This window comes from Streptomyces luteireticuli, assembly GCF_041519305.1.
GTDB lineage: Bacteria > Actinomycetota > Actinomycetes > Streptomycetales > Streptomycetaceae > Streptomyces > Streptomyces luteireticuli.
The window spans coordinates 7,376,820-7,393,994 of record NZ_CP167927.1 but is presented as its reverse complement, the minus strand read 5'-3'; the positions used below and the strand labels follow the sequence as shown (position 1 = coordinate 7,393,994).

At 73.4% G+C, this 17,175-nt stretch carries 5 protein-coding genes; 2 read left to right on the top strand and 3 right to left on the bottom strand.

The window, feature by feature from the left end:
• Positions 1 to 189 precede the first annotated feature (189 nt).
• Positions 190 to 9,348: an amino acid adenylation domain-containing protein gene (locus AB8735_RS33180; RefSeq protein ID WP_372411953.1), complete on the bottom strand. Its 9,159-nt coding sequence runs from the start codon at positions 9,346 to 9,348 to the stop codon at positions 190 to 192.
• Between the two features lie 1,653 nt (positions 9,349 to 11,001).
• Between AB8735_RS33180 and AB8735_RS33175 the strand changes: the two genes are divergently transcribed.
• Positions 11,002 to 12,450: an amidase gene (locus AB8735_RS33175; protein WP_372411369.1), complete on the top strand. Its 1,449-nt coding sequence runs from the start codon at positions 11,002 to 11,004 to the stop codon at positions 12,448 to 12,450.
• A 19-nt stretch (positions 12,451 to 12,469) separates the two neighbouring features.
• Here AB8735_RS33175 and AB8735_RS33170 read toward each other — a convergent pair whose 3' ends face one another.
• Positions 12,470 to 13,294, bottom strand: coding sequence for a helix-turn-helix domain-containing protein (locus AB8735_RS33170; protein WP_372411368.1), 825 nt, complete (start codon positions 13,292 to 13,294; stop codon positions 12,470 to 12,472).
• A gap of 213 nt (positions 13,295 to 13,507) precedes the next feature.
• The gene (locus AB8735_RS33165; protein ID WP_372411367.1) at positions 13,508 to 15,301 is read right to left on the bottom strand and encodes a sugar-binding protein; all 1,794 of its coding nucleotides are present in this window, start codon (positions 15,299 to 15,301) and stop codon (positions 13,508 to 13,510) included.
• Positions 15,302 to 15,512: 211 nt separating this feature from the next.
• Here AB8735_RS33165 and AB8735_RS33160 point away from each other — a divergent pair, with 211 nt between their 5' ends.
• Complete coding sequence (locus AB8735_RS33160; RefSeq protein WP_372411366.1) at positions 15,513 to 16,844, top strand: pyridoxal phosphate-dependent aminotransferase; 1,332 nt, start codon at positions 15,513 to 15,515, stop codon at positions 16,842 to 16,844.
• Positions 16,845 to 17,175 lie beyond the last annotated feature (331 nt).

Sequence of the window (17,175 nt, the reverse complement as noted above, 5' to 3'; positions counted from 1 at the left end):
TCATGCATGCCCTCCCTGCAAGGACGGCGGCTCATGCCGCTGTCACGACGGGCAGAACGTAGCAACTCAAGGCCACTTCTTGAACAGTGTTCACACACATCCACCAGCGCGGCGCCACCGCCGGATCCCGAACAAGCCGGTGCCGGAAGGGCGCTTGCCCTTCCGGCACCGGCTCACAGGACCACGGCGTCACTCACCCGCCATCTCCCCCACCTCCCCGTTGACCGCCTCCGTCACCGCACGCACATGCGGTACGCGCACGATGCCGTAGTGCGTCGTATCCAGGAGCTCACAGGCCCGCAGGCCCGGCAACTGACGCTCCCACAGCAGCTGTTGCTCGGCCACCGGCACCGGCGCCGGCAGGTCGTCCACCGGCCGCTCCGCCAGCCACACCCGGCTCGGGGTCGCGCTCAGCGAAGGCAGCTCGTGGTCCGTCATCGCGGCCAGGTTGGCCCGGCAGCAGTGGGCCAGGCGTTCGGCGTAGGCCGTCGCCTCGCAGCTCGTGCCGTCCTGGCCCAGCTCATGGGCGAAGACGGCTTCGAGGTGCCCGTCGTCGTACGTGCGGAAGAGCCGTCCGGCGCCCGGCGGCGGCGGGTCGACGAGGTGGAGGCCCGCGGCGGGGCGGCCCGCGCGCTCCGCCTCGGCGGCCATGCCCAGCGCCACCCACGCGCCGAAGGACCAGCCCGCCAGCCTGCGGCGCCAACTGCCGTGCGGGAAGCGGGCCTCCAGTGCCGCCTCGTAGGCGCGTGCCCGCTCGGCCAGCGTCCAGGCGGGCGCGTCCGTCCGTGAGAGCGCCGGGTCGGCGATCAGGCAGACGGTCAGGGCCGGGTCGAGTTCCGCGACCAGCGCGCGGTACGCCTGGATGTCGCCGCCGACCGGGTGGACCAGGCAGAGGACGTCGCGGCCCGTGCCCTGTTGCCAGACCTCGACGGAGACGGGGCCTTCGTCGGAGGCGGCCGGGGTCCGGGCCTCGTCCAGGTGGGAGAGGATCTCCTCCAGGCTGACGCGGTGGCTCAGCCGCGAGAGCTCCAGCTCGACGCCGAAGCGGTCCTCCACCGTGCTGATCAGGTCGATCATCGTCAGCGAGTCGGCGCCCAGGTCGTAGAGCGAGGCGGCCGGGTCGAGCTCGTCCAGCTCCAGCCAGCGGCAGAGCCATTCGGTGAGCTGTTCGGCGGCGTCATCGGCGATGTCATCGGTAATGTCATCGGCGATGTCCGCCGTCCCGGCCGCTCCCCCGGCGGGTCCCGCGTAGAACTCCCGGGCGCGGTCGATGTCGGTCGTGGAGACGAGCAGCTGCGGCAGTTGCAGTTGCAGCGCGCGGCCGAAGAGCCGCCGCCCCTCCTTCACCGCCAGGCCGACGGCGAGGTGGGCCTGGTGGCGTGCGTCGGTCGTCAGCGCCTCGCGGGCCATGCCCGCCTCGCTCCAGATGTCCCAGTCGATGCCGATGCGCACCGTGGCCCCGTCGGCGCGGTGCCGGGCGAAGCCGTCCAACAGGGCGTTCGCGGCCGCGTAGTCGAGCTGGCCGATGCCGCCGAAGAGGGCGGACATGGACGAGCAGTACGCCGCGAAGGCCGGTGCGTCGCGCTCGACGATCCGCTCGACGAGCAGGGCGCCGCGTGTCTTCGCCGCCGAGGCGTGCCGCATCGCGGCCGCGTCGCGCCGGGCGATCAGCCCGCCGGCCGCCACGCCCGCCGCGTGGACGACGCCGTCGATGCGCGGGGCATGCCCGGCGATCCGGTCGAGAATCGCGTCGGTCGTCTCCTCGGCGAGGTCGGCCTCGACCAGGGCGACGCGGTCCGCCCAGGGGGACAGTTCCTCCGGCAGCCGGGGGCGGCGGGCCAGCAGGACGACCCGGCAGTCGGAGTGCTCCAGCAGCCACGCGGCGATGCTGGAGCCGATGCCGCCGGTGCCGCCGAGGACGAGGTGGACGGCCGGCCCCTCGGGCAGGACGGAGGGGGCCGTCGCGGCCGGGGCGGGGACGGGCAGCAGGGCCTGCCGCCACCAGAAGCCCTGGCGCAGCGCGAGCCGCCGGGGGATCTCCTCGTCGCCGTCGGCCCGGGCGAGCAGGCCGGGGAGGGAGGACACCCAGCCGGCCGGATCGGTGTCGGGCAGGTCGAGCCAGTGGCCGTCCACGCCGCACTCCTGCGGCGCGACCTCGGCGACGCCCGCCAGCAGGGCGAGTTCGGGCCGGTGGACGGTGCCCTCGACGGGCTGGGCGCCGTACGAGAGCCACCAGGGACGCAGCCGGGCGGCCAGCGGGGTGCCGGTGACGGCCCGGAGCAGGGCGGCCGGTGTGTCGAGGCAGGCCCACCGGGCGCGTTCGACGGACTCCTCGCCGACGGTGCCGGTCACGGTGAGGGGCAGGGCGTGGAGCCAGTCGACGGTGTCGTCGCCGGGGAGGGCGTCGAGCACGCGGCGGAGGGACGAGGCGTCCGCCGGGTCGGCCTCGTAGGCGTCGTCGGCCACCCGCGCGAAGGCGTCCGCGGCGGTGACGCGCACCACCCGGTCCCAGGCGGACGTCAGCGGGCGCAGGGCCTCGGTCGGCAGCGGCGTGTCGGTCAGGACGACGAGTGTGCCGCGCCGCGGGGGCACGTCGCCGCGGGCGGCGCGGTACAGCCGTACCCACTGCGGCTGGTGGAGCCACGCGGACTCGGGGAGCCGCTCGGGCAGCTCGGACGGTGCGGGCAACTCCGCGGCCACGACGGCGCGTTCGAAGTCGTAGTCGGCCAGGTCGAAGGCGGGCGGCGGGAAGTCCCACGGGGCCTGCGCGGGTCCGGCGGGCCAGCGGACGGTGCGGCCCGCCGTGAAGGCGGCGGCCAGTTCCTCCGCCGTGCGGCCTTCCGCGGCGACCTCCTCCTCGATCGGGGTGACCCCGGCCGGAGCGACCTCGTTCCCGGCGACGGTGCGCAGCCACGCCACCGCCGCGGCCGCGTCGGCACACACCGCGGCGACGCGTCGGCGACGTGCCGGGCGTCCGGCCTGGAGGTGCCGCAGCACCTGCCCGTACGCCTCGGGGCGGGCGGTCAGGTAGTCGGCGATGCGGGCGGCGTCGGTGCGCAGGGCCCGCTCGCTGCTGCTGGACAGCGTCAGGCAGGGCACGGACACGGACGGAGCCGCGAGGGCGCCGCCGTTGCCCTCCTCCAGCACCAGGTGGGCGTTGGTGCCTCCGATGCCGAAGCTGCTCACCGCGGCCACCCGCGCCGGGCGGCCGACGGGCCAGGAGCGGGCCTCGGTGGGGAAGACGAACGGGCCTGCGTCGATCCGCGGGTTGAGGCGGTTGAAGTCGATGTTGGGCGGGACGACGCCGTGGTGGACGGAGAGTGCGGCCCGGACCATGCCGACGACGCCGGCCGCGGCGCCGAGGTGGCCGATCTGGCTCTTGACCGAGGCCAGGGCGCAGTCGTCGGGCGTGTCGGGGCCGAACGCCTGGCGCAGCGCGGCGACTTCGATCGGGTCGCCGAGCTGGGTGCCGGTGCCGTGGGCCTCGACGTAGCCGAGGTCGGCGGCGGTGCGGCCGCTGCGGCGGAGCGCGGTGCGGATGACCTCGCGCTGTCCGGCGACGGAGGGAGCGCTGTAACCGACCTTCCTGGAGCCGTCGTTGTTGAGGGCGGAGCCGGTGACGACGGCGTAGACGGTGTCGCCGTCGCGCTGCGCCAGGCGCAGCGGTTTGAGGACGACGGCGCCGACGCCGCTGGCGCCGATGGTGCCGCTGGCGTCGTCGCTGAAGGGCCGGCAGTGGCCGTCCTTGGAGAAGATGTGCTGCGGCCGGTAGCGGTAGCCGCCGGTGAGCAGGGTGTCGACGAGGACGCCGCCGGCGATGACGACGTCGGCGTCACCCTGGCGCAGCAGTCCGGCGCCGACGTGGACGGCCACGAGGGAACTGGCGCAGGCGGCCTGGACGGTGAACGCCGGTCCGGTCAGGCCGAGATGGAAGGCGGCCTTGGTGGCGAGGTAGTCCTTGTCGTGGTGGAGGGCCATCTGGAAGGTGTCCGGCAGCAGGGCCGGGTCGGCCTCGCGCAGCATGGACTGGAAGTAGGTGTTCTCGCCGCAGCCGGCGACCAGGCCGACGCGGCTCGCGGCCGGGTCGGCGATGCCGGCGTGGGCGAGGGCCTGGACGCAGGTCATCAGCAGGTGGCGCTGCTGCGGGTCCATGAGCCGGGCCTCGTGGCGGCTGATGCCGAAGTGCTCGGGGTCGAAGCCGAGCAGGCCGGACATCTGGCTGCGGGCGCCGATCAGGCCGTCGGCGGCGTCGAAGTGCTCGATGCCGCGGCCGCCGGATTCCACGAGGGACCAGAAGGCGGCCAGGTCGTCGGCGCCGGGCAGCCGTACGGCCATGCCGACGACGGCGATCGGCTCGTCGGCCGTCCCCGCACCGGCCGCGACGGCCGGTTCCGCCGTGGGATCCGCCGCGGGGTCCGCCGCGGGGCTTCCGTCTACGAAGGCGGCGAGGCGGCGGACCGTGACGTGCTCGAACAGGTCGGGGATGCCGATGTCCAGGCCGAGTTCGGTGGTGCAGCGCAGATGGAAGCGCATCAGGCCGAGGCTGGTGGCGCCCGCGTCGAAGAAGCGCTCGTCGGGGCCGACGGGCCGGCCGATCACCTCCTCGAACAGCCTGGACAGCTGCGCCTCGCGCGGGGTGAGCCGCGGGGCGGGGGCGGGCGCCGTGTCGTGCGGCGGCACCAGGTCCTCGCCGGGCGCGGCCAGGGCGCGCCGCCGGTCGAGCTTGCCGCTGGGGGTCAGCGGCAGGGCGGCGAGGCGGCGGTAGCGGGCGATGCGGACGTAGCCGGGGAGCAACGCGGCGAGGTGGGCGGTGAGTTCGTCGGGGCCGGGGGTGGGGGCCGCGTCCCGGCATTCGAGGCAGGCGGTCAGCCGGCCGTCGTCGAGGACGACGACGGCGTTGACGACCGCGGGGTGGCGCAGCAGCGCGGCCTCGATCTGGCCCAGTTCCAGCCGGTGGCCGCTGAGTTTGACCTGCTGGTCGTCGCGGCCCAGGAAGTGCAGCAGCCCGTCGTGGTCGAAGCGGGCCCGGTCGCCGGTGCGGTAGAAGAGCCCGGCGCCGGGGAGTTCGGTGAACCGGGTGCGGTTGAGCTCCTCGTCGTCCGCGTAGCAGGGGGTAACCATGGGTCCGCCGATGAGCAGGTCGCCGGGGCAGCCGGGCGGTACGGGCTGCCCGGCGTCGTCGACGACGCGCAGCCGGGCGCCGGCGGCGGGCCGCCCGATGGCCGGACGCTCCGGCCAGCCCGCGGGGTCGCCGTCCAGGCACAGGCTGCTGACCACATGGGTCTCGGTCGGCCCGTAGTGGTTGAAGAGCCGCGCCCCGGGCAGCCCGGCGAACCAGCGGCGGATGGCGTCGGTGCACACCAACTGCTCGCCCGCGGTGACCACTTCGCGGAGCTTGCCGGGGTACACGCCGCGGCGCACGGCGTGCTCGGCGAGCAGTTGCAGGGCGACGTAGGGCAGGAAGAGCCGCTCGACACCGGCGGTTTCGAGCTGCTCGAGGAGCGCGGGCGCGTCCTGCCGCCAGCCGGGGCGGGCCAGGTGCAGCAGGCCGCCGCCGCACAGCGTGGAGAAGATCTCCTGGAAGGAGACGTCGAAGGAGAGCGCGGAGAACTGTTGGGTGACCGCGCCGGGCGCGAGGGAGCCGTCCGTGGCCTGCCAGTGCAGCAGGTCGCACAGGGTGCGGTCGGGCACCTGGACGCCCTTGGGGGTGCCGGTGGAGCCGGAGGTGAAGAGCAGGTAGAGCGGCTCGGCGGCGTCGTGCGGGACGAAGGCGGGGGCGGGTGCCGGTGCGTCGGCGAGGACGACGCGGTGGCGCGGCAGCCCGTCCGGGACGACTTCGTCCTCCGGTACGCCCGTCCCGCCGGGCGGCACCAGGACGCACAGCGGCCGCGCCCGGTCCAGGATCTGCCGGAGCAGGGCCGGGGGGTAGGCGGGGTCGAGGGGGACGACGGTGAGGTTGAGGCGGGCCAGCGCCAGCAGGGCCACCACGTGCTCGGGCGAGGGCTCCAGGAGCAGGGCGACGCGGCGCGGGCCGCCGTCCGGCACAAGACCGGCCATCTCCTGCGCCAACGCCGCGGCATGCGCGTCGAGTTCGGCGTAGGTGAGGGTACGGCCGTCCCAGGCGAGCGCGGGGGCGTCGGGGGTGGTGCGCGCCTGGCGGGCGAAGCCCTCGGCGACGGTGGTGAAGGCGGGCTCCACGGCCTCGCCGCGGCCGGGGTCGGGCAGGGATGCGCGGTGGGGGGCGACGAGCCCGGCCAGGGTGGCGGTGCCGCCGTCGGCGAGGCGGTCCAGCCCCTGCCGGAACAGACCGGCCAGGGCCTCGGCCTCCGCGGCCGTGAAGTGGTCGGCGGCGTACTCCCACAGGCAGTCGAGGCCGGCCTCGTGCTCGATCACCGAGAGCGTCAGCGGGCACTTCGCCTCGGCCGGGGCGAGCCAGACGGGGCGGGTGCGGCAGCCGGGCAGGTCGAGGGCGGCGAAGTCGGTGTTCTCCAGGACGAACAGCACGTCGAACGGGCTCCGTCCGGCAGCGAACCGCCGGTCGGCGAGGACGTCGGCGAGCGCCACGTCCTGCCGTTCGAGCACCGCGCGGGCGCCGTCCGCCAGACGCAGCAGCTGGGCGCGCAGGTCCTCGTCGGGCCGCAGGCCGAGCGGGAGCAGCACGGTGTTGGCGAACATGCCGACGCTGCGCTCGAATTCCTGCACGGGACGGCCCGCCACGGGGGCCGCGACGCGCGGCCGGGCGCGGCCGGTGACGCCGTACAGGCTCCAGGCGAAGACGCCGAGCAGCAACTGGAAGCGGGTCAGGCCGAGTTCGGCACCGAGTCGGTCGAGCGTGACGCGCAGTCCGGCGTCGAGCGGGACGTGCAGCAGCCGCCCTTCGGGGCCGGCATCCGGCCGGGCGGGCTCCAGCGGCGTTTCCGCCTCGTCGGATCCGTCCGAATCGTCGAAGTGGGCGTGCAGCGCGGCGCGTTGCTCCGCGTAGGCGGGGTGGGCGGACCAGGCGCTCTGCCAGGCCGCGTGGTCGAGCGGGGTGGGCACGGGGGCGTGGTGCGGCGGTTCGGTTCCGTTCACCAACGCCGTGTAGTCGGCGGAGAGTTCGCCGAAGAGGACGCTCAGCGACCAGCCGTCGACGGCTATGTGGTGCAGGTGCAGCAGCAGGTGGCCGCCGCCGTCGGCGGATTCCAGCCAGCGGGCCCGCAGCATCCGGGGCAGCGCCAGGTCGAAGGGTTCGGCGAAGAAGCGCCCGGCGGCCTCGCGCCAGTCGCCGTCCCCCTGTTCGGTACCGGTCCAGGGGTCGTAGGGGTCACCGACGGTCTGCAGCAGGCCCTCGGGGCCGGTGGTGAAGCCGGTGCGCAGCGCCGCGTGGCGTTCCACGAGCCGACGGAGGGCTGCACGCAGTGCGGCCGGGTCCACGGCACCGTCGATACGGAAAGCCTGTCCGACGTTGTAGGCGCGGGAGCGCGGGGAGCGCTGCTGGAGGAGCCAGAGGCGCTGCTGCTCGGAGGTGGCGGGCGCGGTGCGCGCGTCGGTGGGGGCGGGCACCGGCGGATGGGCGGCGACCCCGCGCCCTGCCTCGACCTCCTCCGCGAGACGGGCGAAGTCGGCTTCCAGGACGAGGGATTGGGGCACATCACGGCCCCAGCGTCGGCGTATCTCGAAGCGCAGGCGCAGGGCCTTGAGCGAGTCGCCGCCGCAGGCGATCCAGCGGTCGCCGAGCCGGGGTTCCGTTCCGCCCAGGATCCCGCCGGCCAGGGCGAGCAGTTCGCGCTGGACGACGGTGGCGGCCGGGCCGGTGCTGTCGGCGGGCCGCCAAGGCTCGCCGGCGCCGGCGAGCAGCGCCTTCTGGTCGACCTTGCCGTTGCCGGTGAGCGGCAGCGCCCCGACCAGGTGGGTGCGGTGCGGGCGCATATAGGAGGGCAGGGTGGCGGCCAGGTGCCGCTCGTACTCCTCGTACGGGAGGCCGTCGGCGAGGACGACGTACGCGACGAGTTCGTTGACGCCGTGCGTCTCGTCGCGATGGGCGCAGACATAGGCCTGGCGCACGGCGGGGTGGGCGAGGAGCTGCCGTTCCAGCTCGCCGGGTTCGATGCGGAAGCCGCGGACCTTGACCTGCCGGTCGGCGCGTCCGACGTGGACGACCCGTCCCGCGGCGTCGAGACGTACGAGGTCGCCGGTGCGGTACCAGATCCGCTCGCCGCCGTCGTGCCAGGGCAGGCGGACGAAACGGCGCCCGGTCTCCTCGGGCAGGTTGCGGTAGCCGACGGCCAGCGCCTCGCCGGCGAGGAGGAGTTCGGCGAGCTCGCCGGGGGCGGCGGCGCGGGCGGCCTCGATTGCCAACAGGGCTTCGGTGCCGGGAAGTTCGCGCCCGATGGGCACCACGTCGCCGTCGAAGTCGCGCGGTATGGGGTGGATCAGGGCGAAGGTGGTGGCCTCGGTGGGGCCGTAGACGTTGTACAGCTGGGTGCCGGCGGTGGCGTTGTGCCGGTACCAGGCGCGGATGAGCGGGGCGTTGAGCTGTTCGCCGCCGACCAGCACCCGGGCGGCGTCGGCGAAGCAGTCCGGCACCTTGTCGACGACCGCGTTGAAGAGGGCGACGGTGAGGAAGACCGTGTCGACACGCTCGCGGCGCAGCGCGGCGGCCAGCCGCTCGGGGGTCTGGACGTCCTCGTCGCCGAGGACGACACAGCAGCCGCCCGTCAGCAACGGCACCCAGACCTCGAAGCTGATGGCGTCGAACGCCGGGTTGGACAGGCAGGCCTGGCGGCCCGGCGGGCCGGGGCGCAGCCAGCCCGGCCGGGCCAGGCGCAGGATGCCGGCGTCGCGGACCTCGACGCCCTTGGGGCGGCCGGTGGTGCCGGAGGTGTAGAAGACGAACGACACGGCGTCGGCGTCGACTTCGACTTCGGCGTCCGCTCCGGGGGCGGGCTCGGGGAGCGGGGTGTCGTCGGCGCTCCCGGCCGCGAGCAGCTCGGTGATCGCCAACGGCGGGATGCCGTCCGGCAGTTCGGCGGGCGGCGTGCCGTCGTGGAGCAGGACCGTGCAGCCGGCGTCGGCCAGGATGTGGGCGCGGCGGTCGGCCGGGCTCTGGGCATCGAGGGGGACGACGACGGCGCCGAGCCGCAGGACGCCGAGCATGGCGCAGACGAGATGCCGGGAGCGGGGCAGGCACACGGCCACGGCCTGGCCGGGGCGGACGCCCCGGTGGCGCAGGGCGCGGGCGACGGCGGCGGAAGCGGCGTCGAGGGCGGCGTAGTCCAGGGTGTGGCCGCCGTCGCGGACGGCGATCGCCTCCGGGGTGTGGCGCGCCTGGTCGAGCACGGCCGCGGCGAGCCCGCCCGGCGCGCGCACCGGCGCGGTGCGGTCCGCCGGCGGTTCGGCGGACGGCTCGGAGGTGGAACGGTGGAACGCTGGATTGGCCGGCAAAGCTCGCCCTTCCCTTGGCGGGAGTCTTTCCTGTGGGTACGGGTGACGACGGAATGTTCGGCGGGAGGGACGGCGGGCACGCCGGAAGGCCGGATCCACGAACGGCTGCAGTGGCGTCGTCATCGGCGGGCGTCGGTTCGCCACCGCCTCAACTGGTCATGACGCGCACTCACTTCCTTGCTCGCACGGATCACGTGTGCGACACATCGATCATTGTCGAGGTGGCAAACCGTGTCAATGGCCAATTGACGTCGCTTCTGTGGCGTACGAAGTGGGAGCAATGCCGCGAGGGGGCGGAAGCGCGGGTGGAACCGCGCGTATTCCGGCCAGTGGTGGGGCGCGGCGCGGGTGGCGGGGCTTCGTCCCTGTGCCCCACTGGGGGCTGCGCCCCCTGGACCCCGCTGGGCCCCTGGAGCGTCGGACGAGTTGGGTGTGTGCCCCTGCCCCACCCTTTCACCGTTTCTTCCGGGGAGACCCCGGACCCGGCACCGCGCTCCGCGCGGGTGGGCGGGGCTGCGCCCCTGCGCCCCTGAAGCGCCCTTCGGGCGCTGTCCTCAGGTGCCGGACGGGCTGGGTGTGTGCCCCGGTCCCGCCCTTTCACCGTTTCTTCCGGGGAGACCCCGGGCCCCGTCCGCCCTCCGAGCGGAGTCCTCAAGCTCCCCGGAGGGGGCAACCCCCAGACGGGCTGGTTGTGCGCCCGGGCCGGATTTCCAGCGTGAGGTTTTCCGGCGTGATTTCCGGCGTGAGGTTTTCAGGCGCGGGCGCGCACTCCAGCCTGTCCGGCGCTTGAGGACGAGCGGCGGAGCCGCGACAACGGGGTCCGGGGCGGAGCCCCGAAAAAGGGGGCCAGGGGCGGAGCCCCGGGAGCAGGGGGGCAGGGGGCGCAGCCCCCGCCGGGGCGCAGGGGCGGAGCCCCGCCCACCGCGCGGCAGCGCGGTGCCGGGCCCGGGGCTCCGCCCCGGAAGAAACGGTGAAAGGGCGGGCCAGGGGCAAACTCACCACGCCCCGCACCAAGCACCCACCCCGAGCCCCCCGACGTCACCCCGGAAGCCCCCCCCGAGAAATCCCCTCGAAGCGATTCACCGACCCCCTCCCCCAACACCACCCAACACCACCCCGAAGGACTTTCCCGGACCCGGCTCCACCGAGCGCTCCCCCATAACGGAACCACCCGAACCCGAACCCGGAATTCAAAATTCCACCGACGCCGCCGCCCCACACACCACCCCGCACCGAACCCCCAGGAGGAGGGACCACCCCTTCCAGAAATCCCCCGGAAGACCGCCCCCTCCCCCACCCGCCAAGGGCCCGCCCCCCGGCGACGACAACCGGGACCGACCGGTCGGATTCCCTTGCAGAACCCGGCGAAACGAATTTCCGATTCCGCGCGTTCACCCAAGTCAGCACAGCAGCGAAGGAATTCGGATCGATCCCCTCCGACCCATTTTGATGACGCTTCAATTTCATTCTTCCTGCATCATCCTGCCAACTTCTTGTGGCACCCCGAATTCCGTGCGATACCGATCCCACCAACCCACCCACTCACGCGGAACTCGCAGGACAGACAACGGGGGCGTCATGAAACGGTCCGAGTACGTGAGCTTCGATGCGGTCGGCCTGGCGGGGCTGGTCGCCCGCGGGGAAGTGAGCCCAACAGAGCTGGAGGAGGCGGCGCTCGCCGCGGCGGACGCGGTCAACCCGCGGCTCAACGCCGTCGTGGAGACCTGGCCGGGCGAGGACGTCCCGGTCCCGGGCAGCGGCCCGCTGGCCGGGGTGCCGTTCCTGATCAAGGACCTGGGCGTCACCATGGCGGGCAAGCGGGCCGAGTTCGGCAGCCGTCTCGCGGCCGGCGTCCCCGCCCGCACCGATTCGTCCCTGATGCGACGATTCCGCCGGGCCGGCCTGGTGACGATCGGCCGCACCTCCTCGCCCGAGATGGGCTTCAGCCTCACCACCGAACCCGTTCTCCACGGCGCCACCCGCAACCCCTGGAACACCGGTCTCAGCGCCGGCGGCTCCAGCGGCGGCGCCGCGGCGGCCGTCGCCGCCGGGATCGTCCCGGTCGCCCACGCCACCGACGCCGGCGGCTCGATCCGCGTACCGGCCGCCTACAACGGCCTGTTCGGGCTCAAGTCGACGCGCGCCCGGGTCTCCCCGGGCCCCGACGTGGACGAGGCGTACAGCGGCCTGGCCGTGCACGGCAGCGTCAGCCGCACCGTGCGCGACAGCGCCGCGCTGCTCGACCGCATCCAGGGCCCGGAGCCCGGCGACGCCTATGTCGCCCCGCGGCCCGTACGCCCCTACCTCGACGAGGTGTCCCGGCACCCGGGCTCCCTGCGCATCGGCGTCCTCACCCGCCCCTGGGGCGGCCGCGCCACGACGCCGCCCGTCGCCGGGGCCGTCAGTCGCACGGTGGCACTGCTGGAGCACCTGGGCCACCGGGTGGAGGAGGCCGAGGCGGAACTCGGGGTGAGCTGGGAGGAGTTCGTCGTCGCCAACGCCCGGCTGTGGTGCGCGCACCTGGCCGCGTCGGCGGTCGAGCTGGCCGCCGCCCTCGGCCGCCCCATCGACTCCAGCACCCTCGAACCCGTACTCCTCACCTGCTACGCCTACGGCCGGCAGGTCACCGGCGCGGACCTGGTCAACGCGTTCGCGGTGCGCAACAGGGTCTCCCGCACCCTGGGCCGGCACTTCACCGAGTACGACGTCCTGCTGACCCCGACGCTGCCCGAACTCCCGCTGCCGCTGGGCGTGTACGACGGGGGCATCGACAAACTGGACGCCCCCGGCTGGCTGGACCGGCTCTTCGACCGGGCGCCGTTCGCGGCGGTGTTCAACATCACGGGGACACCGGCGATGTCCGTCCCCCTGGAGTCGGACCCGGCGACCGGGCTGCCGGTCGGCATGCAGTTCGCCGCCGGATACGGGCAGGACGACGTCCTCTTCCGGCTGGCCGGCCAGCTGGAGCGGGCGCGACCGTGGAACGGCCGCGTCCCCGAGGTCTGGGCCGGCGCCGACGCCGCGTGACCACCGTCATGCCCGTGGGCTACCGGCCGCCGCCCGTCCCGAGCAGGGAGCGCAGCCGGCCCGGGGGAAACCCGGCGGTCTTGCGCACGACGTGCGTCATATGGGCCTGGTCGGTGAAGCCGAGGTCGTTGGCCAGCAGCCGCAGATCGGTCTCGCCTTCGCTGAGCCGGTCCATCGCACCGGCGACGCGCAGCCGGTTGCGGTAGTGGGTGAGGGTCGAGCCGGTGACGGCGGAGAAGACCCGGCTGAGGTGGTGGGGCGAACACCCCACCGCCCGGCTCAGCCCGTCGAGCCCGATGAGCGGGTTCTTGCCGAGGACCTCCCGGGTGTCGTCCACCACCTGTTTGCGGGCGGCGACCGTGGCCGGCTGCCCGCTGGCCACCCTGGCCGGGGCCAGCTGCCCGAAGACGGTGCTGACGAGTTCGACGGTGCGCTCGGCGAGTTCGAAGGGATCGCCGTCCCCTGCGCGGATCCGGGCCAGTAACAGCCGGTGCATCACGTCGACTTGGGTGGTGGTGTAGGCCGACCCCTCGGGGACGACCGGGTCGCCGCCCAGGACGTCGGCCATGCTCGGCTCGGACAGCACGATCTCGGTGTAGGCCACGCCGCAGCACGGATGCGCGAACTGCCGCTCGCTGCCCAGCCGCTCCACGAAGACGGTCGTCGGGTCCAGCAACTGCTCGACGCCCTCGATGCGGCCGCGCACCACCCCGCGTCTGACCAGCAGCAGCCCGAAGACCGCGGCCGGGCGCACCTCGCTCCAGCCGTGCGGGGGGTCCCCGCACCGCACGTCCGCCACAAAGACGTCGTCGGTGCTCAGATGACTGTGCCGTTCCAGTGCCACACCTGCACTGTACGCAGGGGACGCGCCAAAATTAAGTAATCCCTTGGCAGGGCCGAAAGCGAATGAGCAAGAGGTTACAAGCGTTCGGGGCCGGCATCGCGTCAGGATGGCAGCTCGACACCCCGTACGGGGGACGGGGTGTCGGGAGCGGGGGCACCCCTGTGAGGAGGTGCCGGGGCCGAGGCCTCCTCATCGGCCGGCACCTCCTCAGGGTCAGGCCCGTGGGCCTCCGGCGAGCGGCACTCCGGTGCGGCGGGACTGCTCGACGGAGGCCCGGGAGTCCGCGCTCCGCGCCGCGTCCAACGGAAGCGTCGCGGAGCGCGGCGGACGCCCCGAGGGCGGCACGTAGCCCGGCAGGCGCACGGTGCCCCACACATACGGATCGGCCTGCGCACCGGTGTACGGAGCCCACGCCAGACGGGACTTGCCCGTTTTATCCGGGCTATCGGAGTCGTAGACCATGACGTTGGCGGTCAGCCGCTCCGGATCAACCGCCGCCGGGAGCAGCGAGAGCGGGATCTTCGCCTCGACCGTGTAGCCGGCGTACGGCCGGGACGTCACCGTGGACGCGACGGTCACCCCCCGCGCCGGGCCCTGATGATTGTCGGCGTCGCGCGCGACGCAGGGACCGCCGCGCGAAGTGTACGGAAGAATCCCCGCCTTGAAGGTGGTCGACGTGTCGTCGGAACGCCCGCGCGGGTCGAGGGCGATCTCCACGGAGTCCGTACGCCAGTGCCGTTTGCAGTCGTTGCGCGCGTCGAGCACGGCACCCTGCCGGTCGTCGGTCACCTCGACGAGGACGTAGAGGTCGTCGCGGTGGCGCGCGATGCGGGCGGTGGCGGAGCAGTCGGCGGGACCGTCGCACCTCTTCCCCTCCCAGTGGGAGAGCCTCAGCTCCGGCCCCGGGTACTCCCCCGGCCCCGCCACCCCGTCCACGACGGGCGCCTTGGCCACCTCGGGGGCCGCGGTGGAGGGACGGGCCGGATAGGCGGGCTGCGCGTCGTTCGCGAGCCAGGGCATACCGGCCTTCCGCGTCCAGTCGCGGAACTCGGCGTAGACGGGCCGCAGTTGACCCTGCCCGCGGACGGGCGCCGGGACCGGCTTCCCGCCGCGCGCCAGGACGGTCAACCACTCGCAGGGCATTTGGTCCGGCGGCGTGGTGACCTTCGCCGGCAGCGAGCCGAAGCCCTGGGTGACGTAGCGGCGGGCCGCGTCCCGCTCGATCTGCGCCCAGGTCCTGCCGTTCGCACGGGAGCGGGCGCCCGGCCAGACGCCGACGACGGGCAGCCCGGTGCGCGGATCCTTCGCGGGCCGCGCCGCGCACTGCCGCCCGACCGGGCCGTCGAACCCCCAGTTCTGTGCCAGCAACCGATCCGGCTTCCAGGGCTTGTACTTCTCGACGGCGATCTGCCGGGGGAATGCCTTCGGATCGGCCGCCAGCCGGAACGCGTCGGCTGCCAGCCGGCCGGCCTGCTGGTGTCCGCCGTGCTGGCCGAAGGGCCGCGGATCCATGGTGACGACGGTGCGCGGCGTCGTCGCGCGGATGATGCGTACGAGCCGCTCCAGGGTGTCGTCGCCCCGCTGCGGAGGTCTGTTCCATGCCGTGCCCGTCAGCGGAGCGGACAGCGTGTACCAGAAGTCCGGCTTATCCAGGTAGAAAACGTTCCGGACCCCGGCGAGCGCGACCGCCGACCGCTCCTCTCCCTCCCGGATCATCCCGAGCGGCGGCCCTTCCTCGGTCCCGACGGCGTTCCCGCCGCCCTCCCCCCGGGTGATCGTGACAACCCCGGCGCTGATCCCCCGCCGCTCCTTCCACTGCCCGAAGGTGGCCAGCGACTGGAACTCGTCGTCGGGATGGGCGCCGACGAACAGAACGTCGGTATGGGCGGGATCGCGACCCTGAGCAGCAGTGGCCGAGGCGGGCGCGACAACGCTCCCGACGAGCAAGGCGGTGACGGCAGCAACAAGCAGGGGCGGGTGGAACGAGCGGGGCCGGTGGGCCGACACGAAATCCGTCCTTTCCCAAGGTCTTACGACGACCATGCCTGGGCAATCTCTCATGCGCCCCGCACGAGGCGCCCCCGACTCCGAGAATCGTTCCGCCTTCTCCCTTCCGCCAACATATATCGGCTTATTCCCCCCTTCACCCGGAACACAACGCGCTCATAATTCATAACGACACGGCGCCACCCAGGACTTCACCCTCGAAGGGACCCTGATGGAAACCGAGCCGAACACCGCGTTCCACGCGCTCTACGGGATCGCCGACCCGGAGGAACGCCTCGCCGCCTACCACGCGGGCCTGGCGGAACCCCCGCTGGACCTGTCCGTGGCCGAGAACGTACTCCTCTACGGCTCGCTCAACGAACACGTCTTCCGGCACACCGAGATCGGCGAGAACGACATCCGCTACAAGGCCCCGTACGGGGTCCCCGAACTGCGCGCCCGCGTCGCCGAGTTGCTGAGCCGTACGATGTCGCACGACATCCGGCCCACCGACGTCTACGCCACCGCCGGGGTCTCCGCCGCCCTGGAGTGCCTGGCGTTCACCCTGGAGGAAGCCGGCGAACTGGCCCCCGGCGACCGGGTCCTCCTGCCGGCCCCGTCCTGGCAGGGGTTCAAGTGGTCCTTCGGCCAACGGCCGGGCCTCAAGTGCGTGTTCGCCCCGCTGCGCGAGCGCGGCGACGCGTTCCAGCTCACGCTCCGCGACCTCCAGAACGCCTACCGCACCGCCTACTCGCCCCCGAAGCTGCTGGTCCTGACGAACCCCAACAACCCCCTGGGCGTCAACTACGACGAGAGCCTGCTGGAGGAGATCTACACCTGGGCGCTCGAAGAGACGCCCATGCACGTCATCTCCGACGAGATCTACGCCCACAGCCAACTCACCACGGCCGCCCCCCGCTTCACCAGCGCCCTCGCGCTGCGGGCCACCGCGCGGCACCCCGACCGCGTCCACGTGGTGTGGGGACTGGGCAAGGACTTCGGCATCTCCGGCTTCCGCGTCGGGTTCGTCGTCTCCCGGTCCGCGGTCGTCCGCGCCGCGATGGAGGGCGGCCACGAGCGGAAGACGATGTCATGGTTCACCCCGCTCGACTCCCTCAAGAACGTGGTCGTCGGAAAGCTCTTCGAACACCGGTCCGGCGAACCCTCCTGGTATCCCTCGCAGTTGATGCACGAGGCGTACCCCCAAGCACTCACCGAAAGCCACCGGATCGTACGACGGGCGCTCCTCGACGGGGACGTCCCCTACGTCGCCACCGGCAACTCCGCCCAGTTCTTCTTCCTCGACCTGCGCGCATTCCTCGACCGGGCCCCCGACGCCACCTCCCCCGCCCTCTTCCCGGAAATCGACCCCCGCGAGGAACGGCTCCGCGCCTACCTCCAGACGACGGCCAAGGTGCAACTGCTCCCCGGCCAGACCCTCTCCTGCCCCGACCCCGGATACTTCCGGCTCTGCTTCACCGCCTTCGAGGCGAAGCAGGTCGCCGACGCCGCCACCCGGATCGCCGAGGCGCTCCACGCGCTGCCGGAGGGGGAGCACCGGTGAGGTGAACGCCGCGCGTGCCACGGCTCCGGGAGGACCTCGCCCCTCTGCTTTACGGCGACCGGTCCCTCCCGGAGCCGACGACCCGCCGGAGCGGGATCGGATCCCTGTGCCACGTGATGCTGTTCCGCCGGGTCAGCGCCACGCGGTCTGACGCCCGGCCTCGTCCGTGACGGCTCATGCTCCGCTGTCCGCTCGCGCATCACTTCCCGCGTGCACCCTCGCCGTCCATCGCCATGATTCGCCATGGCGCTTACCCGCAGTCGCCCAGAATCGGACCCGATTGGGCAGGCGAGTACGTGGCGTACAGCAGGAACCCCGGCTGTCCAGGCTC

Coding starts and splice junctions, on each gene's coding strand:
- AB8735_RS33175 (WP_372411369.1), top strand. CDS start 11,002: ATGAAACGGTCCGAGTACGTGAGCTTCGATGCGGTCGGCCTGGCGGGG.
- AB8735_RS33160 (WP_372411366.1), top strand. CDS start 15,513: ATGGAAACCGAGCCGAACACCGCGTTCCACGCGCTCTACGGGATCGCC.